The 23,737-nt window shown below is 69.2% G+C and carries 22 protein-coding genes; 9 read left to right on the top strand and 13 right to left on the bottom strand.

All coding sequences use genetic code 11. The features are described 5' to 3' along the window. Positions 1 to 52: 52 nt before the first annotated feature. The 3 genes from ACMV_RS01030 to ptsP are packed head-to-tail and all read right to left on the bottom strand — an operon-like array spanning position 53 to position 5,207. Positions 53 to 1,747, bottom strand: a complete 1,695-nt coding sequence (locus tag ACMV_RS01030) for a PTS fructose transporter subunit IIC (RefSeq protein ID WP_013639244.1) — start codon at positions 1,745 to 1,747, stop codon at positions 53 to 55. Continuing rightward, positions 1,744 to 2,697, bottom strand: a complete 954-nt coding sequence (gene pfkB, locus ACMV_RS01025) for a 1-phosphofructokinase (RefSeq protein ID WP_013639243.1) — start codon at positions 2,695 to 2,697, stop codon at positions 1,744 to 1,746. Before pfkB ends, ACMV_RS01030 begins: the two co-directional genes overlap by 4 nt. After that, positions 2,694 to 5,207, bottom strand: a complete 2,514-nt coding sequence (gene ptsP / locus ACMV_RS01020) for a phosphoenolpyruvate--protein phosphotransferase (RefSeq protein ID WP_013639242.1) — start codon at positions 5,205 to 5,207, stop codon at positions 2,694 to 2,696. Before ptsP ends, pfkB begins: the two co-directional genes overlap by 4 nt. A 193-nt stretch (positions 5,208 to 5,400) precedes the next feature. On the opposite strand from ptsP, the gene ACMV_RS01015 reads away from it, so the two are divergent. Continuing rightward, the gene (locus ACMV_RS01015) at positions 5,401 to 6,408 is read left to right on the top strand and encodes a LacI family DNA-binding transcriptional regulator (protein WP_007422232.1); all 1,008 of its coding nucleotides are present in this window, start codon (positions 5,401 to 5,403) and stop codon (positions 6,406 to 6,408) included. A gap of 17 nt (positions 6,409 to 6,425) precedes the next feature. Here the strand turns inward: ACMV_RS01015 and ACMV_RS01010 are convergent, their stop codons facing one another. From ACMV_RS01010 to ACMV_RS01000, 3 genes are all read right to left on the bottom strand, one after another. Then, positions 6,426 to 8,711, bottom strand: coding sequence for an adenosylcobalamin-dependent ribonucleoside-diphosphate reductase (locus ACMV_RS01010; protein ID WP_013639241.1), 2,286 nt, complete (start codon positions 8,709 to 8,711; stop codon positions 6,426 to 6,428). A 99-nt stretch (positions 8,712 to 8,810) separates the two neighbouring features. Next, positions 8,811 to 9,698 carry a CHAD domain-containing protein gene (locus ACMV_RS01005; RefSeq protein ID WP_013639240.1) on the bottom strand — a complete coding sequence of 296 codons (888 nt, stop codon included), beginning with the start codon at positions 9,696 to 9,698 and terminating at the stop codon, positions 8,811 to 8,813. 64 nt (positions 9,699 to 9,762) lie between these two features. Continuing rightward, complete coding sequence (locus ACMV_RS01000; protein WP_231844457.1) at positions 9,763 to 11,040, bottom strand: MgtC/SapB family protein; 1,278 nt, start codon at positions 11,038 to 11,040, stop codon at positions 9,763 to 9,765. A 170-nt stretch (positions 11,041 to 11,210) separates the two neighbouring features. Here ACMV_RS01000 and ACMV_RS00995 point away from each other — a divergent pair, with 170 nt between their 5' ends. Together ACMV_RS00995 and hemB are read left to right on the top strand one after the other, a co-directional pair. Further along, the gene (locus tag ACMV_RS00995; RefSeq protein WP_013639238.1) at positions 11,211 to 12,284 is read left to right on the top strand and encodes a tartrate dehydrogenase; all 1,074 of its coding nucleotides are present in this window, start codon (positions 11,211 to 11,213) and stop codon (positions 12,282 to 12,284) included. 81 nt (positions 12,285 to 12,365) lie between these two features. Then, positions 12,366 to 13,361 (top strand): porphobilinogen synthase, encoded by a 996-nt coding sequence (gene hemB / locus ACMV_RS00990; RefSeq protein ID WP_007422237.1) that lies wholly within the window; start codon positions 12,366 to 12,368, stop codon positions 13,359 to 13,361. A gap of 49 nt (positions 13,362 to 13,410) precedes the next feature. On the opposite strand, the gene ACMV_RS00985 is transcribed toward hemB, so the two are convergent. After that, positions 13,411 to 13,686: a DUF2312 domain-containing protein gene (locus ACMV_RS00985; protein WP_007422238.1), complete on the bottom strand. Its 276-nt coding sequence runs from the start codon at positions 13,684 to 13,686 to the stop codon at positions 13,411 to 13,413. A gap of 57 nt (positions 13,687 to 13,743) precedes the next feature. After that, entirely contained in the window at positions 13,744 to 14,058 is a 315-nt protein-coding gene (locus ACMV_RS00980; protein WP_007422239.1) for a DUF1244 domain-containing protein, read from the bottom strand. Positions 14,059 to 14,202: 144 nt separating this feature from the next. Here ACMV_RS00980 and pyk point away from each other — a divergent pair, with 144 nt between their 5' ends. From pyk to ACMV_RS00960, 4 genes are all read left to right on the top strand, one after another. After that, complete coding sequence (pyk, locus tag ACMV_RS00975; protein ID WP_011941332.1) at positions 14,203 to 15,627, top strand: pyruvate kinase; 1,425 nt, start codon at positions 14,203 to 14,205, stop codon at positions 15,625 to 15,627. Between the two features lie 62 nt (positions 15,628 to 15,689). After that, positions 15,690 to 16,001: an EthD family reductase gene (locus tag ACMV_RS00970; RefSeq protein ID WP_007422241.1), complete on the top strand. Its 312-nt coding sequence runs from the start codon at positions 15,690 to 15,692 to the stop codon at positions 15,999 to 16,001. Positions 16,002 to 16,107: 106 nt separating this feature from the next. Continuing rightward, a complete protein-coding gene (locus ACMV_RS00965) occupies positions 16,108 to 16,602 on the top strand; it encodes a hypothetical protein (protein ID WP_011941331.1) in 495 nt (164 codons plus the stop codon). 7 nt (positions 16,603 to 16,609) lie between these two features. Next, complete coding sequence (locus ACMV_RS00960; protein WP_013639237.1) at positions 16,610 to 17,377, top strand: tyrosine-protein phosphatase; 768 nt, start codon at positions 16,610 to 16,612, stop codon at positions 17,375 to 17,377. A 52-nt stretch (positions 17,378 to 17,429) separates the two neighbouring features. Here the strand turns inward: ACMV_RS00960 and ACMV_RS00955 are convergent, their stop codons facing one another. From ACMV_RS00955 to ACMV_RS00935, 5 genes are all read right to left on the bottom strand, one after another. Beyond that, positions 17,430 to 18,515, bottom strand: coding sequence for an OmpA family protein (locus ACMV_RS00955; protein WP_013639236.1), 1,086 nt, complete (start codon positions 18,513 to 18,515; stop codon positions 17,430 to 17,432). A gap of 256 nt (positions 18,516 to 18,771) precedes the next feature. Beyond that, positions 18,772 to 19,866 (bottom strand): OmpA family protein, encoded by a 1,095-nt coding sequence (locus tag ACMV_RS00950; RefSeq protein ID WP_011941328.1) that lies wholly within the window; start codon positions 19,864 to 19,866, stop codon positions 18,772 to 18,774. A 150-nt stretch (positions 19,867 to 20,016) separates the two neighbouring features. Beyond that, positions 20,017 to 20,598 (bottom strand): DUF2155 domain-containing protein, encoded by a 582-nt coding sequence (locus ACMV_RS00945; protein ID WP_013639235.1) that lies wholly within the window; start codon positions 20,596 to 20,598, stop codon positions 20,017 to 20,019. Next, positions 20,595 to 21,095: an outer membrane lipid asymmetry maintenance protein MlaD gene (gene mlaD, locus ACMV_RS00940; RefSeq protein ID WP_011941327.1), complete on the bottom strand. Its 501-nt coding sequence runs from the start codon at positions 21,093 to 21,095 to the stop codon at positions 20,595 to 20,597. The genes ACMV_RS00945 and mlaD overlap by 4 nt, the downstream gene beginning before the upstream one ends. Before the next feature lie 37 nt (positions 21,096 to 21,132). Continuing rightward, positions 21,133 to 21,570, bottom strand: a complete 438-nt coding sequence (locus tag ACMV_RS00935; RefSeq protein ID WP_256363798.1) for an NADH:ubiquinone oxidoreductase subunit NDUFA12 — start codon at positions 21,568 to 21,570, stop codon at positions 21,133 to 21,135. A 160-nt stretch (positions 21,571 to 21,730) separates the two neighbouring features. Between ACMV_RS00935 and ACMV_RS00930 the strand changes: the two genes are divergently transcribed. Together ACMV_RS00930 and ACMV_RS00925 are read left to right on the top strand one after the other, a co-directional pair. Next, positions 21,731 to 23,257 carry a TSCPD domain-containing protein gene (locus tag ACMV_RS00930; RefSeq protein ID WP_013639234.1) on the top strand — a complete coding sequence of 509 codons (1,527 nt, stop codon included), beginning with the start codon at positions 21,731 to 21,733 and terminating at the stop codon, positions 23,255 to 23,257. A gap of 3 nt (positions 23,258 to 23,260) precedes the next feature. Beyond that, positions 23,261 to 23,722, top strand: a complete 462-nt coding sequence (locus ACMV_RS00925) for a RidA family protein (protein WP_013639233.1) — start codon at positions 23,261 to 23,263, stop codon at positions 23,720 to 23,722. Positions 23,723 to 23,737 lie beyond the last annotated feature (15 nt).

The following is a 23,737-nucleotide window of genomic DNA, read 5'->3' as shown; positions in this document are numbered from 1 at the left end:
CGGGCAGCGCCATGCCTACCCCGCGCTGCCGCATGCGGCAATCCCGCGCGGCTTACCCGTCGGCCTCGCCCGCCGGCTTCTTGACCAGCCCGAGCATCACCGCCGTCACCATCGATCCGGCGACGATGGCGACCACATAGAGCCCGAGATGCGTCACCGCGTTCGGGATCGGCAGCACGAATACCCCGCCATGCGGCACGCGGAGCTTCACATCGGCCACCATGGAAATCGCCCCGGCGATCGCCGATCCGGTCATGGTGCAGGGAATGACCCGGAACGGATCCTCGGCCGCGTAGGGAATCGCCCCCTCGGTGATGAAGGAAAGGCCCAGCACGCCGGTCGACAGCCCAGACTCACGTTCGAGCGTGTTGAACCGGCTGGCGAACAGCCGGGTCGCCAGCGCGATGCCGAGCGGCGGCGTCATCCCCGCCGCCATCACCGCGGCCATCGGCGTGTAGACCTGCGCCGACAGCAGGCCGACCGAGAACGTATAGGCCGCCTTGTTCACGGGCCCGCCCATGTCGAACGCCATCATCGCGCCAAGAAGCAGGCCGAGCGCCAACGCGCTCGATCCCTGCATCGAGCGCAGGACATGCGTCATCAGGTGGAGCAATTCGGCCACCGGACGGCCGATGACGTAGATCATCAGCAGCCCGGTGAAGAGCGTGCCGAGCACCGGCAGCAGCAGCACCGGTTTCAGCCCCTGCAGGCCGCGCGGCAGGCGCAGAATCTCGTTCAGCCAGCGCGTCGCATAGCCGCCGATGAAGCCGGCCAGGATCGCGCCGAGAAACCCCGCCCCGGTCAGCGAGGCGAGCAGCCCGCCAATCATCCCCGGCGCGAGGCCCGGACGGTCGGCGATCGAATAGGCGATGTAACCGCCGAGCACCGGCACGAACAGCGTGAAGGCCGATTTCGCACCGATCTCGAACAAGGCGCCGGCGAAACTGTGCGCCTGGGCGGCATCGGTCGCATGAATGCCGCCGAAGGCGAAGGCCAGCGCGATCAGCAGCCCGCCCGCGGTGACGAACGGAATCATGAACGACACGCCCGTCATCAGGTGCTTGTAGGGCCCGGTCCTCGGCTTCCGCGCGCCGGTGCGGGCCGCCGGCCGAGCCGTGCCACCCTGCAATTCCGCCTCGTCCAGCGCGCGGGCGATCAGCGCCTTGCCGTCGTTGATCGCCGGCTTGGTGCCGCTCTGGAACACGCGCTTGCCGCCGAACCGCCCGAGATCGACCTGCCGATCGGCGGCGATCAGAACGATATCCGCCGCCGCGATCTCGTCTTCCGTCAATGGCGTTCCCGCCCCGACCGACCCCTGGGTCTCGACGCGGATCTCGTGGCCGAGCGCCTTCGCCGCCTGCAACAGCCCCTCGGCCGCCATGAACGTATGGGCGATGCCGGTCGGACAGGAGGTGATCGCGACGATCCTCCGCCCGCCGGGCGGCATCGTCCCCGCCGCGCGGCCGAGCACGGCGGCGGCATCCGCCAGCACGTCGGCCAGCGTCGCGCGGATCGTTGCCTTTCCGGCGAAGCGCGGATCGCCCGCTTCACTCCCGCCGACCTCTATCGCTACCCCCGCCACAGCGATCCGGCTCGCGGCGAGCGGATCGAGCACACCCTCGCCGGTCCGCACCTCGATCTCGATATCGTGTCCCGCCTCCCGCGCCGCCCGGCGCAGCGCCTCGGCCGCGAGGACGCGGGTGACGGTGCCCTCCCCGCCGGCGATGATCGCGACGATGTCGCTCATGCTGCGTTCACTCCCTCGTATTGAATGATCACCGCGCCGGCCAGCGCCTCGACCACGGCGCGCTCCGGCAGGTTCGCCCCCGGTGCGCGCAGCTTGGCGGCGGCAAAGGCCGTCCCCAGCCGGGCGATCCCTTCGATCCCCTCGCCCGCGTGAATTCCGGCGATGATCCCGGCGACCATCGCATCCCCGGCGCCGACGGTGCTGGCGGCCCGCATCGGCGGCAGTGCCGCGTGCAGGCAGTCCTCGCCGGTGACGAACAGCGCTCCCTCGGCACCGAGCGAGACAGCGACCAGCGCCACCCCTCGCCCGAGCAGCCCGCGCGCCGCATCGCGCACCGTTACCGCATCCGGCAGGCGCCGCCCGGCCAGCGCCTCGAGCTCGGCGCGGTTCGGCTTGATGCACCAGGGCGGCGTGCCGCCCGCCAGCGCGCGGGCGAGTGGCGGGCCGGAACTGTCCAGCAGCACGCGCGCGCCGCGCGCCGCGAGGGAAGCGGTCAACTCGGCGTAAAGCCCCTCGTCGACCCCCGCCGGCAGGCTGCCGGCGAGAAGCACGACCGATCCCGGCGCCGCGAGACCGAGCAGCCGTTCCCTGACCGCGCGCACCGACTCCGCCGTCACCTCAAGCCCCGGCAGGTTGATGTCGGTGGTCTCGCCTGCATGCGCGAGCTTGACGTTGGTGCGCGTCTCGCCCGGCACGCGAAGGCATTCGTCGCGGATCGCCTTCAACGCGAACAGCCGGGCGAACGGCGCCTCGTTGGCGCGGCCGAGCAGCCCGGCGGCGATGACCGGAATCCCGCCCCAGTCGGCCAGGCAGCTCGCGACATTCACGCCCTTGCCCCCGGCATGGAAGGCAACCGACCGCGCCCGGTGGACCGTGCCGGGGGACAGCCGGTCGAGCAGGATCGTCTCATCGATCGCCGGGTTCAGCGTCAGCGTGATCACCGGGCTCATCGCTGCGCTCCCGCATCCAGCGCGCGCACCTCGTCCGCCGTCGCGGCATCGAGCGCGCGCGCCGCCAGCGCCCGCAGCTCGTCGAAGCGCGAGTCCCGCAATCGCGCCTTGACGGCAGCGATGTCGCGCGGCGTCATCGACAGCTCGTTCACCCCGAGTCCAGCGAGCAGCGCCGCACCGAACGGATCACCTGCAATGCCGCCGCACACGCCGACCCAGCGACCGTGCTTCGCCGCCCCCGCCACCGTCTGCGCGATCAGGCGCAGCACGGCGGGATGCAGGCTGTCCGCCTCGGCGGCGAGCTCGGGGTTCTGCCGGTCGATTGCGAGCGCGTACTGCGTCAGGTCGTTGGTGCCGATCGAAAGGAAATCGCACTGTGCGGCGAGCCGGTCCGCCGCGACCGCCGCCGCGGGCACCTCGATCATGATCCCCACCGGCAGCACCGGCGCGCCAAGCTCGGCGCGGATCCGCTCACAGGCGGCGCGAAGCCGGACGATCTCGCTCGCCGACGTCACCATCGGGAACATGACGGACACATCCCCGCCCGCCATCGCCGCGCGATAGATCGCCCGCAGCTGCGGCTCCAGAAGGTCAGTCCGGCGTAGCAGCAGCCGCGCCCCGCGCACGCCGAGAAAGGGGTTCTCCTCGCGCGGCAGGCCGAGATGCGCCACCTGCTTGTCGCCGCCGATATCGAGCGCGCGGATGATCAGGGGCCGTCCTTCCAACGCCGCGATCATCGCGCGGTAGACCGCCTCCTGCTCGTCCTCGTCCGGCGTCGCGCCGCGTTCGAGGAACAGGAACTCGGTGCGCATCAGCCCGACGCCCTCGCCGCCGGCCTCGAGGGCTGTCCGCACCTGGTCGGGCCGGTTGACATTGGCGGCAATCTCGATTCGGTGCCCATCCCGCGTCACCGCCGGCGCGCCGCGCTGCTGCGCCGCCTCCGCCTGCCGGGCGCGCATCGCCTCGCGCCAGGCGATCGCCGAGGCAATCGCCGGCTCCGGCGGATCGAGATAAAGCCGCCCCGCCGCGCCATCGAGAATCGCCATCTGGCCGGAGGCTGCTGCCAGCAGCGCGCCGCCGCCGGCAACCAGCGCCGGCAGGCCGAGCGTGCGGGCGAGGATGGCGGTGTGTGAGGTTGGCCCGCCCTGCGCCGTCGCCAGCCCGACCACAAGCGTCAGATCGAGCCCCGCAGTGTCCGAGGGCGACAGTTCCTCGGCGACGACGATGCACGGGGCCGCCGGCAGATCCCGCAGCGAGCCGGGCACGGCCGACGGATCAAGCAAGGCCAGCACACGCCGGCCGACATCCCGCAGATCGGCGGCCCGCCCAGCCAGCACCGGGTTGCCCAGCGCCGACAGGCTCGCCGCCATCCGCTCGATCGCCTGGTTCCACGCCCAAGCCGGGCCATGCCCCTCGACCATCAGCTGGCAGGTCAGAGTGATCAGGTCGCCGTCGTTCAGCAGCTCCGCCTGGGCGCGGAAAATCGCCGCATCCGCGGCGCCGAGCCGGCGGGCGGTATCGTCGACCAGGGCGGCAAGCTGCTGGCGCGTCGCCGCGAGTGCCGCCTCCAGCCGCGCCCCGCCCTCGGCCAGCGACACCGGCACATCGGCAATCTCCACCGCGCCGCCGGCGACGACATGCAGCCGGCCGATGGCGATGCCCGGACTGGCGCCGATACCCTCGATTGCCGCGAGAGGGCCGGGTGGCGTCCAACCCCGCGTCGCATCCGTGCCGCGCGCCGCCGCCTTCGCCGCATCCGCCACTTCCTGCGCGGTGAGGCTGTCCATCCGCGCGCGTAGCCGCGCCAGCCCGGCTGCGGCGTCATCCCCCTCGGCGGAAACCACCACACGGTCGCCGGCGCGCAGGCCAAGCTGCAGCAGCGCCACCAGGTTGCGCCCGTCTGCCACCTCGTCGCCATGCCGCACCTGTACTCTGAGGCCGCTCTGCCGCACCGCCTCCACCCAGGCAGTCGCCGGCCGCGCGTGGAGCCCGGCGGGATAGTCCACCACGAAGTCGAACCGGTGCGCCAGATCGGCCTCCGGCGCGGCCGGAGCGGCGCGCGGTGCCTCGCCCGCGAGGGCGGCGACGATCTCGTCCACGTCCTCCGCGACTGCCAGCGCGGCGAGTTTTTCTCCGTCCTGCATCAGCGCGGTAAGGCGGCGCAGGATGGCGATATGCGCGTCGCCCCGCGCAGCGATGGCGACGATGAGCCATGCCATCTGCCCCGTCCCCCATTCCACACCGCCCGGTACCTGCACCACTGCGATGCCGTCGCGCCGGACCATGTGCCGGTCCTCGCCCATCCCGTGCGGAATGACGACACCGTGACCAAGGAACGTGTTGGCGACCGCTTCACGGCGCAACATGCTCTGCGCATATCCCGGCTCGACGCAGCCGGACGCGATCAGCAACTGCGCGGCCTCCTCGATCGCCGCTGCCTTCGAGGCGGGCGAGGCGCCGAGCCTAACCCGGTCGCGGCGGAGCAGATCATTCTGCGTGGAGACTGGCATTGACGGCTTCCTCGTTTGCTGCGCGCCGGACTGAAAACGTTTTCATGTTTTTGTGTCAACAAAATTCTTGGATAGTCCGGAAAATTTTCGGTGACCTGCTGATTTTTCCTTGCGGAAACAGCCAGTTTCATGCTCAGTTTCTGAGAACGATTTCCAGAATTTTTCTCTGGCAGGCACGAAAGACAACGCCCCGATGGCCGTTAGTATCAAGGATGTGGCCCGTGCCGCAGGGGTTTCGCCCGCCACGGTCTCGCGCACGCTCGGCGGCGGCCCCGTCAGTGCGGCGCTGCGCGACAAGGTCGAGGAGGCGGTGCGCCGCACCGGCTACCGGCCCAACCTGTCCGCCCGCCGCCTTCGCTCGCAGGAGTCGCAGACGGTCGGGCTGATTGTCGCCGATATCTCGAACCCCTTCTTCACCGCCGTCGCCCGCGCCGTTGAGCACGCCGCCTACCGCGCCGGCCTGCGCGTCATCCTCTGCAATACCGACGAGAACCCCGAGAAGGAAGCGATGTATCTCCAGCTCATGGAGCAGGAGCGCGTCACCGGGGTGATCTTCGCGCCGACCCGCGCCTCGGTAGAGCGGCTCGACCAGGGTCCGCGCCCATCCTTTCCGATGGTGCTGATCGACCGCGCCGGCCGCGCCAGCGCGCAGGATGCCGTGGTGCTCGACAATTTCGCCGCCGGCTCGATGCTGGTCGAACACCTTGCCGGCCAGGGCTACCGGCGCATCGCCGGGCTGTTCGGCAATGCCAGCACCACCGGTGTGGAACGGCGCGACGGCTACGAGGCGGCGATGCTCCGCGCCGGGCTCTCGCCCTCGTCGCGCTTCATCGCCCCCAGCATCGAGGCTGCCGAGCAGGAAATCGCCCGCTGGTTCGCAAAGGGCAACCTGCCCGAGGCGGTGATCGCCAGCAATGGCCTGCTGCTGATGGGCGTGGTCCGCGCCCTGCGCGCCACCGGCCGGCGCATGCCGGAGGATCTCGCGATCGCCGGTTTCGACAATGAAAGCTGGACCGACCTCGTCGGTCCGGGCATCACCGTCATCGAACAGCCGGTGGCACAGATCGGCGAGGAGGCGATGCGCCTTCTGCTCGAAAGGCTCGATGCGCCCGAAGCCCCGGTGCGCAAGACCGTGCTCGGCGGGCGCTGCGTCATCCGCGGCTCAACCGCCCGCCGCGCTCTGGACGAAGCCGCCGAATAAGGCTTACGCCCGGCCCGTCAGCCGCATTTCGACCAGCCGCAATGCAGGCAGCTCAGGCAGCCCGCCTCGCGCACCAGCCCGGGCTGGCTGCATTTCGGGCAGAGCGCGCCGAGCGGGGTTGTGGCCGGCGCTTCCGCCACGCGCTGCTGGCTCGATGGCGGCACCAGGAACCCGGTCTCGACCATGTGCCGCTCGATCACGTCGCCGATCGCCGCGACCAGCGAGGGCACGTAGCGCCCGCCGCTCCACTGCCCGCCGCGCGGGTCGAACACCTGCTTCAGCTCCTCGGCCACGAAAGCGACCTCGCCGCCCCGGCGGAACACCGCCGAGATCATCCGCGTCAACGCCACCACCCAGGCGTAATGTTCGAGATTCTTCGAGTTGACGAACACCTCGAACGGCCGGCGCATCCCGTCCTGCTCGATGTCGTTGATCGTGACGTACATCGCGTGCTCGCTATCCGGCCAGCGCAGCTTGTAGGTGGCACCGATCAGCTTGTCGGCGCGCACCAGCAGCCCGGCGGCGGTGGTCGCGGGCGCGGCTACCGCCGGCTTTGCATCCGCGGGTGGTGCGACCTCCAGCACCGAGCCGGTCACCGCGTTCGGCCGATAGGTGGTGCAACCCTTGCAGCCGCTGCGGTAGGCGTCGAGATAGACCTCCTGGAAATCCTCGAAGCCGATATCCTCCGGCACGTTCACCGTCTTGGAGATCGCGCTGTCGACATGGCGCTGCACTGCCGCCTGCATCCGCACATGTTCGGCCGGCGTCAGCTCCTGCGCGGTGACGAAATGCGCGGGCAGCGGCGCCCCCTCGCCGAACTTCGCGCGGAACAGCCGCAGCGCGTAGTCGGTGACCTCCTCCTCGCGCCGGCTGCCATCGCGTTGCAGCACCTTGCGGGTATAGGCCAGGGCGAAGACCGGCTCGACCCCGCTCGACACGTTGTCCGACAGCAGCGAGATCGTCCCCGTCGGCGCGACCGAGGTAAGCAGCGCGTTGCGGATTCCGTGCGCGGCGATGGCGGCGCGGACATCCTCGTCGAGCCCGGCGATGGTCTCGCCGGCGAGGTATTGCGCGGCGTCGTAGAGCGGGAACGCGCCCTTCTCGGCGGCGAGTGCGGCGGAGGCGAGATAGGCGGCGCGCTCGATCTGCCGCGCCCAGTCGCCGGCCCGCGCGGCGGCCTCCGGCGTGCCGTAGCGGAGGCCGCACATCATCAGCGCATCGGCGAGCCCGGTCATGCCGAGGCCGACGCGCCGTTTGGCCACCGCCTCCTCGCGCTGCGCCTCCAGCGGGAAGCCGGAGGCGTCGATCGTGTCGTCCAGCATGCGGACCGCAATGGTGACGAGTTCGGCAAGCTCCGCCTCGTCGATCCGCGCGCCGGAGCCGAACGGATCGCGCACCAGCCGCGCGAGGTTGATCGAGCCGAGCAGGCAGGCGCCATAGGGCGGCAGCGGCTGCTCGCCGCAGGGATTGGTCGCGTGGATCGTCTCGCAGTAATAGAGGTTGTTGCGCTTGTTGATCCGGTCGATGAAGATCACGCCCGGCTCGGCGTAATCATAGGTCGCGCGGGTGATCGCCTCCCACAGCGCCCGCGCCTGCAGCGTGCGATAGACCTTGCCCTCGAACACGAGATCCCACGCCGCATCCGCCTCGACCGCGCGCATGAAATCGTCGGTGACGAGCACCGAGAGGTTGAAGTTGCGCAGCCGCCCAGGCTCGCGCTTGGCGGCAATGAAGGCCTCGATGTCGGGATGGTCGCAGCGCATTGTCGCCATCATCGCGCCGCGCCGCGCCCCGGCGGACATAATGGTGCGGCACATCGAATCCCACACATCCATGAACGAGAGCGGACCCGACGCATCGGCGCCGACCCCGCGCACCGCAGCGCCCTTGGGCCGGATCGAGGAGAAATCGTAGCCGATGCCGCCGCCCTGTTGCATGGTCAGCGCCGCCTCGCGCAGATGGGCGAAGATCCGGCCGAGATCGTCCTCGATGTCGCCCATCACGAAGCAGTTGAACAGCGTTACCCGCCGCGCCGTGCCGGCGCCGGAAATGATCCGCCCGGCGGGGACGAAGCGGAAATCGCGCAGCGCCTCGTAGAACGGCGCCTCCCAGCTTGAGGGCTCGCGCTCGGTTTCCGCCAGGGCGCGGGCGACACGCCGCCATGTGTCCTCGACGGTGCGGTCGACCGGCTCGCCGGCCTCGTCCTTCAGCCGGTATTTTGCATCCCAGATCTGCGCCGAGATCGGCGCCATCGTGTCGATCACGGAGGAAAGGGAAGCGGAAAAGTCTGCCGGGATATCCATGTCGATCACTCCGATCTGGCGTTCGGGCGCGCAAGCGGCGCCGACTCGGGCCGGCGCATCATACCAGTGCTGCGCCCCCCACCGCCACCTCGGCGCGGCTCACTTCCAGGGACGGGAGGCGGCGCGATAGTCCCGCCATGCCGGTTCCAGACGGCGTTTCGCCTTCCGCGCGCGGCGTGTCGCCCAGCGCCGCACAAGGGACGCCACAGGCACATCGTCAGCCGCAAGCTCTTCCGCAAGGTCATGCGCGACCCCGGCATCGTTGAACCGGCCGAGCTGGTCGAGCACCGCGGCGGCGGCGGCGCGGAAATCCCCGAGTGCGAGGCCGGGCGCCACACCCTCCAGCGCCTCGGCGGCGTAGTTCGCCCGCTTCAGCGCCTTGCGCAGCGCGTGCAACTCCTTGTCCGACAGGCGGGCGATCCGCCGCCCGCGCCGTCGCACCCGCCGGTCGAGCCGGCGGAGCAGTTCAGGCGCCAGCACGTCGATCGGCCGGCTCGTCGCGTCCGGCGCGATGATGGACGGCCCGGCTGCCCAGCGCGCGATGTCCCGGGCGAGATCGGCGCATTCCGACACCGCCCCGCTCGCTGCCAGACGCTCATGCGCCTGTCGCCGCGCCGCGTCCGACGCCGCGAGCACCGCCGCCGCCGCCGCCGCGTCCACCTCCCCCTTCATCGCCGCGGGGAAGGATCTCAGGCACGCCACGTCCCAGTCCCGCGCCGGGCTGTATGCGCGGCCGAGTTCGCGCAGCGCGGCGTCGAACCGCCGCCGTTCGGCGCGGTCGAGACAGGGGGCGAAAAGAGCGAGCACGCTGCGCAGCCGACGGATCGCCACCCGGCGCCGGTGCACCGATTCGACATCGTCCACATCGTCCCGGCCGAGCTCGGCGCAACGCGCGGCAACGATCCGCCGCCAGGCCGTGCGCGTCCGCAGCCGCGGCGGATGCGCCTTTGCCGCCGCGGCGGCATGCCGGGTTCCGCTCTCAGCCATCACATCCCTCCGCAGTCGCGGTTGGAACGCCTCACCACACCCTGCGCCCGGGCGATAAACGGCGTCAATGCATCAGAATGGCCGCGCCGAGGCTCGCCGCCGCCATCAGCGCCATGAACGCCACCAGCGGCGCGCCGGTCCTGAAGCGGGAATAGGCGCTGGCATAGATCGCCTGGAAGACGTGGTTCGAGCCGGTCGCGATCAGCACGGCTTCCATCTCCACCGGGTCCGGCGCCGCGCCCGCGCCATGCGTCGCGAGGCTGATGATGAACGGGTTGATGTCGGTCACGCCGACGATCCCGGCCAGGGTGTAGAGGCCGGAACTGCCATAGGCCCGCATCGTCACCGAGGCGAGGATGGAAACGACGACGAACAGCACCCCGAACGTCGCCGCCGTGCCGAGGCCGAGCGGGTTGGAGACATCGGCGATCGCCGGCGGCGCCGTCGCCGCGTGGTTGCGCAGGCGATACCAGACGAGTGCGATCAGCCCGCCGAGCGCGCCCACCCCGAGCATCCACGGCGCGAGCGATAGCGCCATCGCCGGATCGAACAGAAGGATCACCACGAGCAGGCGCGGATACATCACCGCATTCGCCAGCACGATGCCGCTCTGCGCCTCGACCACCGCCGCCGCCTCGGCGGCGGCGCGGCGGGCGAGCACCACGGTGGTCACGGTCGAGGAATAGATGCCGCCGAGAAAGGCGACCAAGAGCCCCGAGCCGCGCGGCACCACATAGCGACGCAGCAGATAGCTGGCATAGGAAATTGACGAGACCGCCACCATCGCGAGCCACGCCTCGTACGGGGTGACGCTGGTGATCGTCGTCACCGGCCGGTCGGGCAGCAGCGGCAGCACGAGGCCGGTGATCAGCAGGAATCGCCCGGCATTGACGATCTCGGCGAGGTCGATCCCGCGCGCCAGCGAATGCAGCGTCTCGCGCGCCGTCAGCAGCAGCGTCGCCGCGACGGTAAGCCCCACCGCCATCCAGAACGGCCCGGCCAGCGCCAGCGGGCCGATCAGGAAGGCGAGCACGTTCGACAGCGGTGCCATCAGCCCGACATTGCGCGAGCCGTCCGGGGCGAGTTCCTCCATGCCGCGCCAGTAATAGAGGCCGAGCCAGAGACCGAGCACGGCGAGCCCGACGCCGAGCAGCAGCGGCGGTGCGGGGTCCAGCGCGTAGAGCACGCCGCCAGCCAGCGCCAGCAGCGGGAAGCTGCGCACCCCGCCCGGCCTGCTTCTGCCAGCGCGGGCGTTGAAATCCTCGTAGGCCAGACCGAAGAAGAAGCCGAGCCCGACAAGGATGAGCCAGGCGGCAAACCCCGTATGCCCGAGGGCGATCATGCCCGCATCCGTCTTCATCCTGCCCGCGTCATCGCCGCACGCCCTCCGCTGCCACCGGTTTTGCCCCGGCGCGAGACATGTTACCGCAGCCGACGATGCGCCGCGCCCGCCCTTCGGGCAAGCCGGTCCGGCGCGCAACGGTTCACCCACGGGCAGAGGAGCAAGCGCCCATGAAGACCTACCGGATCGCCTCGATTCCCGGCGACGGCATCGGCCCCGAAGTGATCGGTGCCGGGCTCGACGTGCTCGACGCCCTCGCCCGCCGCGACGGCGGCTTCGCGCTCGACGTCAAGGCGTTCGACTACGGCTCGGATTACTACCGCCGCCACGGGGTGATGATGCCGGACGGCGCGCTGGAACGGCTGAAGGCGTTCGACGCAATCTATTTCGGCGCGGTCGGCGCGCCGGACATCGCCGACCATGTCACCCTCTGGGGTCTGCGCCTCGCGATCTGCCAGGGGTTCGACCAGTATGCCAATGTCCGCCCGACCCGGGTGCTGCGCGGCCTCGACTCGCCGCTGCGCGCCTGCGCCCCGGCGGATCTCGACTGGGTGATCGTGCGCGAGAACAGCGAGGGCGAATATGCCGGCCAGGGCGGCCGCTCGCATCGCGGCCACGCCGAGGAGGTCGCGACCGAGGTGGCGATCTTCACCCGCGCCGGCGTCGCGCGGATCATGCGCTTCGCCTTCGCCCTCGCCGCGTCGCGCCCGCGCAGGCACCTCACCGTCGTCACCAAGTCGAACGCGCAGCGCCACGGCATGGTGCTGTGGGACGAGGTCGCCGCCGAGACAGCGCGCGATTTCCCGGAGGTGACGTGGGACAAGATGCTGGTCGATGCGATGACCGTCCGCATGGTGCACGCCCCGGCGAGCATCGACACGGTGGTGGCGACCAACCTGCACGCCGACATCCTCTCCGACCTCGCCGCCGCACTCGCCGGCTCGATCGGCATTGCACCGACGGCGAACGTCAACCCGGAGCGGAACTACCCCTCGATGTTCGAGCCGATCCACGGCTCCGCCTTCGACATCACCGGCAAGGGCATCGCCAATCCGGTCGGCGCGTTCTGGACGGCGTCGCAGATGCTGGAGCATCTCGGCGAGGCGGATGCGGCGCGGCGGCTGATGGCGGCGGTGGAACGGGTGACCGCGGCCGGCATCCGCACCCGCGATCTCGGCGGCGATGCCACCACGGCCGAGGTAACGGCGGCGGTGATCGACGCGATCGAGGGCGGCAACGCATAGGCGCAGCGCAGCCTGCGCCCCTTGCGCCGGCCCCTTCCATGCGCAATTCGACTAGGTGTGTAACGAGCACGAGGAGCAGCAATGATCACCGGCAGCTTTCCGACCACCCGCCTGCGCCGCAACCGCCGCGATGGCTGGACGCGGCGCATGGTCGCCGAGACCACGCTGTCGGTGGACAATCTGATCTGGCCGATCTTCGTCCGCGCCGGCGATGGCGAGCCGACGCCGGTCGCCACCATGCCGGGTGTCGTGCGGGTCGGGCTCGACCGCCTCGCCGCCCATGTCGAGCCGGCGGCGCGGCTCGGCATTCCGGCCATCGCCCTGTTTCCCGCCACCCCGCCCGAGCTCAAGAACCCCGAGGGCACCGAGGCGCTGAACCCGGACAACCTGATCTGCCAGGCCGCCCGGCTGCTCAAGCGCGAATTCCCCGAGCTCGGCCTGATCGGCGATGTGGCGCTCGATCCCTATACCGATCACGGGCATGACGGCGTGCTGCGCGAGGGCTATGTCGCCAACGACGAATCGGTCGAGATCCTCGAACGCCAGGCGGTGAACCAGGCGCTCGCCGGGATCGACGTGATCGCGCCCTCGGACATGATGGACGGGCGGATCGGCAGCATCCGCGCCGCCCTCGATTCCGAGGGGCTGATCGACACGCGGATCATGAGCTACGCCGCCAAATACGCCTCCGCCTTCTACGGCCCGTTCCGCGAGGCGCTCGGCTCCAACGCGGCGCTGAAGGGCGACAAGAAGACCTACCAAATGGACCCCGCCAACACCGACGAGGCGCTGCGCGAGGTGGCGATGGACATCGACGAGGGCGCCGACATGGTGATGGTCAAGCCGGGCATGCCCTATCTCGACATCATCCGCCGCGTGCACGAGCGCTTCGCGGTGCCGACCTTCGCCTATCAGGTGAGCGGCGAATACGCGATGCTCGCCACCGCGATGGAACACGGGCTGCTCGACCGCGAGCGCGGCATTCTCGAAACGCTGATGGGCTTCCGCCGCGCCGGCGCCGCCGGGGTGCTCACCTATTTCGCGGTGGAAGCGGCAACCCTGCTGCGCCGGGGCTGAGCCGGCGATCACAGGTCGGGCGGCGCCAGGTGCGCGCCGCCCCCTCAACTCACATGCCGAGCGCGCGGCGATAGACGTCGATCAGCATTTCCTGCTCCTCGACCTCGGCCGGCTCCTGCTTGCGCAGGCGGATGAGCTGACGCAGCACCTTGACATCGAAGCCGGCCGATTTCGCCTCGGCATAGATGTCCTTGATGTCCGAGCCCAGCGCCTTGCGCTCCTCCTCGAGCCGCTCGATGCGCTCGACGATGCTGCGCAGCCGGTCGGCCGCGATATTGCCGTGGCTCGCATTGTCTTCCTGGGTCTCTGCCGCATCGAACGCCATCTGTGCTCCTCCGTCGGATCAGTCGGACGCGCGGGATAGAGCGCGCGCCCGCGCCGGTCAATGCCCCTGCCGGCTCGCGACCTCGAAGGCCGCCTTCTGCGCGTCGCTGGCCGGGGTCTGGTGGCGCGCCTGCCATTCCTTGTAGGGCATGCCGTACACGATTTCGCGCGCATCCGGATCGCTCAGCTCCAGGCCGCGCGCCTCCGCCGCCTCGCGGTACCAGCGCGAGAGGCAGTTCCGGCAGAAGCCGGCAAGGTTCATCATGTCGATATTCTGCACATCCGTCCGCTCGCGCAGATGCGCGACCAGACGTCGGAAAGCCGCTGCCTCGAGTTCGGTGCGGGTGGCATCGTCGAATCGGTCGTTGTCCATTGAAACGGTCTCCTTACGCGTGCGGCAGGTGGTCATCGCCGCGCATGTTTGCCATAGAGACGTTTATCACGACGCCGGTCACGGCGCGACACGATAACCCGGTCATCGGGACCTGGCAGGCGGACAGATTCAGAGGGGACCAGCATGGCATCCAGGCTGCGGCGTCATCGGCGCACGAAAATCGTTGCAACCATCGGGCCGGCAAGTTCGACGCCGGAGATACTGTCGCAGCTCTTCGAGACCGGCGCCGACGTGTTCCGGCTCAATTTCAGCCACGGCACGCATGAGGATCACCTTGCGCGCCTGCAGATGATCCGCGCGCTGGAGCGGAAGTTCGACCGGCCGATCGGCATCCTCGCCGACGTGCAGGGGCCGAAGCTGCGCGTCGGCCAGTTTCGCGGCGGACGCGTGCAGTTGCAGACCGGCGCCGAATTCCAGCTCGACCTCAACCCCGCCCCCGGCGATACCCGCCGCGTCAACCTGCCGCATCCCGAGATCATCGAGGCCGCCAGCATCGGCGCCACCCTGCTGCTCGATGACGGCAAGCTGCGCCTGCGGGTGCTGCGCAAGCGCGAGGACCACCTGCTGACCGAGGTCGTCACCGGCGGCCCGCTCTCCGACCGCAAGGGCGTCAACGTGCCCGACGTGGTGCTGCCGATCCCGGCGCTGACGAAGAAGGACCGCGCCGATCTCGCCTTCGCGCTCGAACACGGCATCGACTATATCGGCCTGTCCTTCGTCCAGCGCGCCGCCGACGTGCTGGAGGCGAAGGAGATCGCCGCCGGCCGCGCCCTGGTGATGACCAAGATGGAAAAGCCCCAGGCGCTCGACAATCTCGACGAGATCATGGACGCGACGGATGCCGTCATGGTCGCACGCGGCGATCTCGGCGTCGAACTGCCGCCCGAGGAAGTGCCGATCGTGCAGAAGCGCATCATCCGCGCCGCCCAGCAGCGCGGCCTGCCGGTGGTCGTCGCGACGCAGATGCTGGAGAGCATGATCTCCGCCCCCGCCCCCACCCGCGCCGAGGCATCGGACGTGGCGACCGCGGTGTTCGACGGCGCCGATGCGGTGATGCTCTCGGCCGAGAGTGCCGCCGGCCAGTATCCGCGCGAGGCGGTGAACATGATGGACCGCATCGTCGCCCGGGTGGAGCGGGACGATGATTGGCGGCGGACGATCGACGCCAAGCGGCCGGACCCCGAACCTTCCTCGGCCGATGCCATCGCCCGTGCCGCCGAACAGGTCGCGCACACGATCGGCGCGCGCGCCATCGTCGCCTTCACCAGTTCCGGCGCCAGCGCGCTGCGCGTCGCCCGCGAGCGGCCGGACTGCCCCGTGATCGGCCTGACACCCAGTCTGGACACCGCCCGCCGCCTCGCGGCGGTCTGGGGCGTGCATGCCGTGGTCACGCAGGATGTGGGCTCGATGACCGAGGCTGTCGCCCTTTCGGCGAAGGTCGCGCGGCAGGAGGGCTTCGCCCAGCCGGGCGAAGAAATCGTCGTCGTCGCCGGCGTCCCCTTCGGCCAGAGCGGCACGACCAACGCGCTGCGCGTGGCCAGGGTGTAACCCGCACGCCCCTTGCATTGCCGCCGTGCCCGGGCAAGACTGAAGCCTAGGGAGGACATCATATGATCGCGATTACCGTTCTGTATCCGAAGACCGCCACCTCGACCTTCGACACCACCTATTACCACGACAAGCACATGAAGCTGGTCGGCGACCGCTGGGGATCGATGGGCCTCAAGGGCGCCACCGTGCTGCATGGCGTCAACGGGCCGGATGGCGCGGCTCCGCCCTACGCCGTCATCACCACGCTCCAGTTCGAAAGCCTTGAGGCCTTCGGCAAGGCCGTGCAGGCGCATGGCCCCGAGGTGATGGGCGACATCGCCAACTTCACCAACGTCCAGCCGGTCCTGCAATTCAGCGAGATCGCCGCCTGACACGGAATTTAACCTGAACTTTCTTTACTTCCCGAGGCTTCCGGGCCTATCTGAAGGCGGTCGCGATCTTGTGCGGCCGCCTTTTGTTGTTCCGTTGGGAGGTTGCATGCGCCGGATCGCCCCGCTCCTGTTCGCCGCCGCGTTCATTACCGGCAATGCGTCCGCCTGCGTCACGCCGCAGAACCAGGAAGCGCTCGACATCATCGGCCTGAAAAGCACGCTGATGGTCTCGGCCCTCACCTGTGGCCAGCGCAGCCAGTACGATCAGTTCATGACGCGCTTTCATCCCTACATCCTGCGCGAGCAGCATGTTCTGGACGCTTATTTCCGGGCCCGGCACGGGCGCGCCTATCAGCATTACGAAGACAGCTACGTGACCAATCTCGCGAACGCGCAGTCCACTGCCGGCATCCATCAGGGTTCCGATTTCTGCGCCGCGAGCCAGCATTTGTTCGATCAGGTGCTCGGCCAGCCCGACCAGACGGCGCTGGTCACCTTCGCCCGCCAGAATCCGGCGGCGCAGCCGATCGTCGTGCTGACCTGCGGCATCGTCGAGTCGGACGAGTTCCGCCGGATGGAGCAATACACGCCGCGGCACTGATCCCAGCGTGACGACCCTCGCCAACGCGCCGAATTTCCGCGATGTAGGCCCGCTGCCACTGACCGGGGGCGGCACGCTGCGGCCGGGCCGGCTGTTCCGCTCCGGCCAGCTGTCCGGCCTCGACGAGGCCGACCTGAAGCGCCTCGAAGCGCTCGGCATCCGCCTGGTCTGCGACCTTCGCAGCAGCGGCGAACGCAAGCGCTTCGCCTCGCGCTGGCCCACACTCGCCCCGGCGCGGATCATCGAGATGCCTGCCAGCACCGATAGCGCCGCCGGCATGCAGACGCTGATCCTGCGCCTTGCCGGCCAACCCGGTGCGGCGGGCGCGCGGCGGGCGATGCTCGATCTCTATGCCAGCCTGCCCGCCCTGCTCGTCGCGACGATTTCCGCCGCGACAGAAGCGATGGCCAGCGGCTGGGGCGTGCCGGTCCTGCTGCACTGCCATGTCGGCAAGGACCGAACCGGCGTCGCCACCGCGCTGCTGCTCACCGCTCTCGGCGTGCGGCGGGAGGCGATCCTCGCCGATTATGAGGAAACCGGCCGGCGCATCGATATCGTCGAGGAAACCAGGCACATCGCGCGCAGCCTCAACAAGCTGCTCGGCCACACGGTCGATCCCGGCGCGCTCGACGCGCTCGGCCGGACCGATCCCGCCTATCTCGACAGCGCCTTCACCGCGATCGACCGGGATTGGGGCGGTATCGACGCCTACCTGGCCGCCTCCGGCATCACGACCAGCCGGCGCGAGCGCCTCGCGACCTTGTTCCACGCATGAAAAAACCCCGGCGTTTCCGCCGGGGTTTCCTGATCCGATCTGCAGGCCTTGCTCAGTGGAGGATGATTTCCACGCGGCGGTTCTGCGGCTCGCGAACATTCGGGCCGGTCGGCACCAGAAGGTGCGTCTCGCCATAGCCCTTGATCACGATGTCGTTCTTCGACACGCCATCCGCAACCAGCTGGGCCGCCACGTTGTGCGCGCGGCGCAGCGACAGCTTCATGTTGTAGGCCGGCGCACCCGAGGTATCGGTATAGCCGTTCACGTTCAGACGCGTCACCTTCGTGGTCTGCGACGCCTTCGCCGCCTCGGAGACGATCTGCTGCGCCCGCGGCGTCAGGTTCGCCTTGTCCCAGTTGAAGAACACCAGGTAAGTGCGGGCCGGAGCCGGCGCCGGAGCCGCAACCGGCGTCGGCGCGGGAGCCGCGGCCGGAGCCGGCGGCGCAGGCGGGAACAGCTCGTAGCGCAGGCCGACCATCAGCATATTATTGCCTTCGTCGCCCACCTTCATCGTCACCGGTGTAGCCCCGACGGTGGCGCGATAGTTGTCGCTGCCCATGGTGCGCATGTAGCGATATTCGACGGTGGCGGACAGGCCCGGCGCGGCCGGGATCGGGAAGGCCAGACCGGCGATCGCCTGGTAGGCGAAGGCGCCGGGCGTGCCGTTGAAGCGCGCGCCCGTCACGCCGGCGTTGCGCCACTGCAGCCACTGATAGCCGATGCCGGCACCGACATACGGATAGACATAGGGAACGCCGACATCGAAATCATACAGGGCGTTCGCCATGAAGCCGTATTTCTGCTCGGTGCCGGATACCACCGCCTGCGCGCCGTTCCCGTCGACCTTCGCGGCCTGATTGTGGAAATAGTCGCCCTCGAGTTCGACGCGGAAGCCGTTGCCGAAGCCGTAGCCGACCGAAGCCTCGCCGGTGAACCCGTTGTGGAAGAGGGTACGCGCCCCCGAGGCAAAATCCCCGTACGGCGTCGAGATGCTTTTCACCTTGCGGCTGCCCATGATGTTGTAGCCGAGGCCAAGGCTGACATAGGGGCCGGTGACCGGCTGAGCCATCGCCGCCGCCGGAACCAGGGCGGGAGCCGCGATGATCGTCGCCGCCAGAAGTGTCGTGCGCAATTTCATTTTCGTCTCTCCTCGTGCGCCGGAGCCTGTTTGCTGATCGAACGGTTAAGCTTCCGTCGACGGACATTTAGCATCGCCCCTGCCGATGCAGGAGGGCTTGAACGTTGACGCCCCGTATTTCCGGATTGGTGTTGCTCCAAAACCACAGACCGGAACGCGATGTGACAATATCACGACGTTTCCCAGATCCTTGGCCAATGACAGAAAAACCCCGGCGTTTCCGCCGGGGTTTCCTGATCCGATCCGCAGGCCTTGCTCAGTGGAGGATGATTTCCACGCGGCGGTTCTGCGGCTCGCGAACATTCGGGCCGGTCGGCACCAGAAGGTGCGTCTCGCCATAGCCCTTGATCACGATGTCGTTCTTCGACACGCCATCCGCAACCAGCTGGGCCGCCACGTTGTGCGCGCGGCGCAGCGACAGCTTCATGTTGTAGGCCGGCGCACCCGAGGTATCGGTATAGCCGTTCACGTTCAGACGCGTCACCTTCGTGGTCTGCGACGCCTTCGCCGCCTCGGAGACGATCTGCTGCGCCCGCGGCGTCAGGTTCGCCTTGTCCCAGTTGAAGAACACCAGGTAAGTGCGGGCCGGAGCCGGCGCCGGAGCCGCAACCGGCGTCGGCGCGGGAGCCGCGGCCGGAGCCGGCGGCGCAGGCGGGAACAGCTCGTAGCGCAGGCCGATCAGGAACGTGTGATTGCCCGACTGGCCGACATTGATCTGGGTATTCGGCACGGCACCGGTATCATTGTATTTCCGATTATGGACCAGCGACATGTACTGGTATTGCGCCGTTACCGCGAGCCCCGGAACCTGAGGCAGGTCATAGGCGACGCCGGCGCTGAGATCATAGGCCAGGCTGCCATACGTGCCGCCATAAACGTCGCCGGACGGGTCCGCCACCCCGATATGCTGGAACTTCTGCCACTGATACCCGAGGCCCGCGCCGATGAAGGGCACGAAATTGGTCCCGGTCGGGATGTCGTAATACCCGTTGACCATGAAGCCGTAGGTGTTGACCCCGCCATAGGCGCGGTTCTTGCCCTCGACATTGTCGTCGGCCTTCACGGCGTTGTTACGGAAGAAATTGGTGTCGAGCTCGACCCGGAACCCGTTGCCGAGGCCGTAGCCGACGCCGAGCTGCCCGGCATAATCGGGGCGAAACAGCAGATTGCCGCCCCGCGCCCCGTTCGGCTGGGCAAAATCGTATTTCTGGTTCTGCATCAGGTTGGTGCCGATGCCGAGATCGACATAGGGTCCGGTCACGGGCGGCGGATTCGCGGCCCGCGCCGCCTGCATGCCAAGCGCGAGCGCGGCAGCGCAGCACGCGGTGCAGAGGATCGAGCGATGGGTCATGTGGCCTCCATGCGGTTGTGTAATCGCTGGGAAGGTTGGTGCGGAATTATGTCGTTACAATGACGGATCCTGCCGGCGTGACCGCCGAAACGGTTAACAATCGGTCATTGCGATTTAAGTTACCAATCCGGAACGGACAAATATCCGCGATCAGCCAGCGGAACAACCGATGAGGCGGAATGTCACCGCAGCGTCACCCACCACGGTGGCGCCGGGCTCGGAGCGGATCAGCCAGCCGCGGAACAGGTCGGGGGCAGCCATGCCGTGCCGCACTGTCATGTATACCGCAGCGTCCGGCGGCATGTCGGCCGGGCGGACGACACAGGCGCCGATCGTCACCCGCAGCGCGCCTTCGGTGAAACTCGACCCGACGGGCGCGATGATCCGGTTCACCGCGCCATCGGCCTTCTCGAGCACATCGAGAATCGCGGCCTGGCGCGGATCCCAGATCGGCTTGACCTGTTTCGGCGGCGCAGGCGGCGTCGCCTGCGACCCTTTCGGGGTTGGGGGTCCTGCAAAGGCGCCGCCCTGGTCACCCGGCAAGGTGGGCGCGTTCGGCAGGTCCGGCGCCGGCAGCGCGCCATCCGGCATGGCTGGGCTCGGCGCCGAGGCGACGGGCGGAGCCTCCGGCACTGTCACCACCGATTGACCGGACTGCGCAAGTCCGCGGCCCGGCAGCGCCGCGAACATCGCGACCACCAGAACGACGGCGCCGGCGCGACGGAGGCTCATTTCGGGGCCGGTGCCGAAGTGCCGCCGCCGTTTGCCTTCGCTGTCGAGGTCGCCAGGTTTGCGGCGCTGAAGACGAACTTGCCGAGCAGCGATTCGATGTTGATGGCCGACTGCGTTGCGGTGATTGCCTGGCCGGGCTTCAACATGGTTTCGGAACCGCCGGGCGAGATCGAAAGATAATCGCTGCCCAGCAGCGACGCGCTCTCGATCGCCGCGCTGCTATCCTTCGGAATCTTGACGTCCGGCTGGATGCGGAACTGTACGATTGCGGCATAGGTCTGCGGGTCGAGCGAGGTGCGGGTCACCTCGCCGATCGTGACGCCGGCGATCTTGACCGGAGAGCCGACGGTGAGCGGACCGATGCTGCCGAAACTCGCGCGCAAGTCATATCCCGTGCCGCCGACGGTGCGCGTTCGCGACGCCGCATAGGCGAGAAAGACGGCGGCCGCGACGATCACGACCAGGCCCGCGATGATTTCCGATACCCGATTCTTCATCTCACCCTTTCCGGCTTCCGGCGCAGCAGCTTGCCGCTCAGCCTTCCGGCGTCCAGGATTCGTAATCGCCCGTGGCCATCCCCCGCGTGCCGCCGCGATAATCGTGGCCGCGCGGCCGGTAGGAACCAGGCGTTCCCGTCAGATTCGGCTGGTGCGGCTTCTGCCAGGGGCGGCGCGAAGCCTCGGAGAGCGGGGCGTCGGTCGTGAAATGCAGCCAGGCATGCCATTCAGGCGGCACCAGCGAGGCTTCCCGCGCGCCGCCGGCATAGATCACCCAGCGGCGCTTGCGGCCGTCGGGCCTGCTGGCCCTGCGTTCCTCGAAATAGCGATTGCCGAAACTGTCCTGCCCTACCATCAGGCCGTGGCGAAGCGTGTGCAACGTCAGCCCGGGATTGGCGATCAGCCGGCGCAGACCGCCGAGCGAAGCCAGCGTCGGAACCGTTGACGCATCTGCCGTATCACGGTGTTCGTTCATGCCGCCTGCTATACAGGAGACGGTCGGATCGGTCCATCCGCGCGCCGGCACATGTGCCCCCCGGCTTATCCACAAGATTTTGTGGCCGTGACCTGAATTTTCCACAAGATGACGCCGACCGCCGCTGGAAACCCCATGAGGAACACGTTAGGCTGAGGGCATGAGGAAGGATCCCGCCAGCAGGCATCGCCCGACACCGCACCGCGCGTGGCGCGGCATCCGGCTCAAACGGGTCGAGATCGGGATCGATCCCGATGCCGCACCCGAACCCGCCATCATTCCTGCCGACTGGAGCGATCAGGCCGCCGCCGGGCTGGTGGCGCTACGCGCCGATCGCTCGATGATCGGGGTCGACCAGGCGGCCGATGCCTGGATCGCGCCGCTTGCCGCCGCCGCGGAGCGTCTGGGTCGCGGCGAGGATGTCGCGTCCACGCTGCACCGGCTGGTCGCAACGCGCCGCGCCGCGCCGAGCCCTGGCATCTGGCAGGGCCGTGCCGAGCCGGTGCCTGGCTTCGTCTTCAACCTGCCGCAGTTCCTCGACGAGAGCGGCATGTTCGACGCTGCCGCGTTCGGCGAGGCGGTCGAACACGCGGTGCTCGCCCTCTCGCTGGCGCAACCTTCGGCCCAGCGCCTCGCACTCGGCATGGCCGACCTCGCCCTGCTGCTGGCGCGCCTCGATATCGATTACGCGAGCCCCACGGCGCGCGACGTGGCCGCGACGATCGGCGCGCTGCTCGCCGCCCATGCGGATATTGCCTCGGCCGGGCTGCTGGCGCGGGGCATCGCGCCGGGATGCGCCATCACGCCGGTTCCGGTTCCCGCCAGTTGCGCCCAGCCCGGCCTGCGCGCCGCCTTGCTCGACGCGCGCGAGCGGGCCCTGGCGTGCGGCCTGCGCCAGCATCGCAGCCTGACCGGGCTGCTGCCGCCGGGGCCGGTGGAGATGCTGCTCGACGTCGAGACGGTTGGGATCGCAGCACCGCTCTCGGCGCTGGACTCCGAGGGCGGGCTCGCCCGCTGGGCGCGGGCGCGGCTTGCCGCCTCCGGCCGTACGGCCGAGTCGGCGCTGGCCGCGAGCCTGGCCGGCGCCGATCCGTTCGGCGTGACCGATGCCGCCGGCATCGCCGCAATGCGCGAGGCCATCGCACCGGTCTGCGCCATCCTGCCCGAGGTGCCGTCCCTCCCCGCGCCGCGCGCGGCCTCCGCCGGGCGCGGCAAGCTGCCGGCGCGCCGCGGCGGCTACACCCAGAAGGTTTCGGTGGGCGGGCACCGGCTATTCCTGCGCACCGGTGAATATCCGGACGGGCGGCTGGGCGAGATCATGATCTCGCTACCGAAGGACTCCGCAACGCTGCGCGGCATGGCCGAGGCGTTCGCCGGCGCGGTCAGCATCGGGTTGCAGCATGGCGTGCCTCTGGATGAATTCGTCGATGAATTTGCCTTCACCCGCTTCGCGCCCGCCGGCGCGGTGGAAGGCGACGCAATGATCAGCCAGGCGACCTCGCTCCTCGACTATGTGTTCCGGCACCTGGCCGCGACCTATTCGCAGCGGCCCGATCTCGCGGCGCTCGACCTTGCCGACGATGCGGCTGGTGTCGATGCCGCCGCTCCGCTGCTGCCGCTGGACCTGCCGGAGACCGGAACCGGCCGGCCGAAGCGCCAGCGTCCCGTCCTGAAACTCGTGAGCTGATCCATGGATATACGCGCGCGCCTCGCCGAGAACGGCATAACCCTTCCGCCCGCGGCGAAGGCCGTGGCGAATTACGTGCCGGTGGTGGTCGCCGGTGGAATGGCGATCGTCAGCGGGCAGTTGCCGCTCGCGGGCGGCAAGCTCGTGGTGACGGGAAAGCTCGGCGACGGAGTGACGGTCGAGGACGGGACTGCGGCAGCGCGGGCCTGTTTTATCAACGTGCTCGCGCAGATCGAGGCGCATGTCGAGGGCGGACTCGATGCAGTTGCCCAGGTGGTGCGGCTCGGCGGGTTCATTGCGGCGACGGCGGATTTCGCCGAGCACGCGAAAGTGATGAACGGGGCATCGGACCTCGCGGTGGAGATTTTCGGCGAGGCGGGGCGGCATGCGCGCTCGACCGTGGGCGTCGCCTCGCTGCCGCTCAACGCGGCGGTCGAGGTCGAGGGGATGTTTTTGCTCCGCTGATTGCGCCGGGCCGCC

Source organism: Acidiphilium multivorum AIU301, assembly GCF_000202835.1.
GTDB classification, from domain to species: domain Bacteria; phylum Pseudomonadota; class Alphaproteobacteria; order Acetobacterales; family Acetobacteraceae; genus Acidiphilium; species Acidiphilium multivorum.
This window is presented reverse-complemented; position numbering and strand designations above follow the sequence as displayed.

Bases quoted from the DNA above. Each gene is read 5' to 3' on its own strand.
- ACMV_RS01030 (WP_013639244.1), bottom strand. From the start codon at position 1,747: ATGAGCGACATCGTCGCGATCATCGCCGGCGGGGAGGGCACCGTCACC.
- hemB (WP_007422237.1), top strand. From the start codon at position 12,366: ATGATCACCGGCAGCTTTCCGACCACCCGCCTGCGCCGCAACCGCCGC.
- ACMV_RS00985 (WP_007422238.1), bottom strand. From the start codon at position 13,686: ATGGCGTTCGATGCGGCAGAGACCCAGGAAGACAATGCGAGCCACGGC.
- ACMV_RS00970 (WP_007422241.1), top strand. From the start codon at position 15,690: ATGATCGCGATTACCGTTCTGTATCCGAAGACCGCCACCTCGACCTTC.
- ACMV_RS01015 (WP_007422232.1), top strand. From the start codon at position 5,401: ATGGCCGTTAGTATCAAGGATGTGGCCCGTGCCGCAGGGGTTTCGCCC.
- ACMV_RS00965 (WP_011941331.1), top strand. From the start codon at position 16,108: ATGCGCCGGATCGCCCCGCTCCTGTTCGCCGCCGCGTTCATTACCGGC.
- ACMV_RS00950 (WP_011941328.1), bottom strand. From the start codon at position 19,866: ATGACCCATCGCTCGATCCTCTGCACCGCGTGCTGCGCTGCCGCGCTC.
- ptsP (WP_013639242.1), bottom strand. From the start codon at position 5,207: ATGCCAGTCTCCACGCAGAATGATCTGCTCCGCCGCGACCGGGTTAGG.
- ACMV_RS00925 (WP_013639233.1), top strand. From the start codon at position 23,261: ATGGATATACGCGCGCGCCTCGCCGAGAACGGCATAACCCTTCCGCCC.
- ACMV_RS00980 (WP_007422239.1), bottom strand. From the start codon at position 14,058: ATGGACAACGACCGATTCGACGATGCCACCCGCACCGAACTCGAGGCA.
- ACMV_RS01010 (WP_013639241.1), bottom strand. From the start codon at position 8,711: ATGGATATCCCGGCAGACTTTTCCGCTTCCCTTTCCTCCGTGATCGAC.
- mlaD (WP_011941327.1), bottom strand. From the start codon at position 21,095: ATGAAGAATCGGGTATCGGAAATCATCGCGGGCCTGGTCGTGATCGTC.
- pyk (WP_011941332.1), top strand. From the start codon at position 14,203: ATGGCATCCAGGCTGCGGCGTCATCGGCGCACGAAAATCGTTGCAACC.
- ACMV_RS00935 (WP_256363798.1), bottom strand. From the start codon at position 21,570: ATGAACGAACACCGTGATACGGCAGATGCGTCAACGGTTCCGACGCTG.
- pfkB (WP_013639243.1), bottom strand. From the start codon at position 2,697: ATGAGCCCGGTGATCACGCTGACGCTGAACCCGGCGATCGATGAGACG.
- ACMV_RS00955 (WP_013639236.1), bottom strand. From the start codon at position 18,515: ATGAAATTGCGCACGACACTTCTGGCGGCGACGATCATCGCGGCTCCC.
- ACMV_RS00995 (WP_013639238.1), top strand. From the start codon at position 11,211: ATGAAGACCTACCGGATCGCCTCGATTCCCGGCGACGGCATCGGCCCC.
- ACMV_RS01000 (WP_231844457.1), bottom strand. From the start codon at position 11,040: ATGATCGCCCTCGGGCATACGGGGTTTGCCGCCTGGCTCATCCTTGTC.
- ACMV_RS00930 (WP_013639234.1), top strand. From the start codon at position 21,731: ATGAGGAAGGATCCCGCCAGCAGGCATCGCCCGACACCGCACCGCGCG.
- ACMV_RS01005 (WP_013639240.1), bottom strand. From the start codon at position 9,698: ATGGCTGAGAGCGGAACCCGGCATGCCGCCGCGGCGGCAAAGGCGCAT.
- ACMV_RS00945 (WP_013639235.1), bottom strand. From the start codon at position 20,598: ATGAGCCTCCGTCGCGCCGGCGCCGTCGTTCTGGTGGTCGCGATGTTC.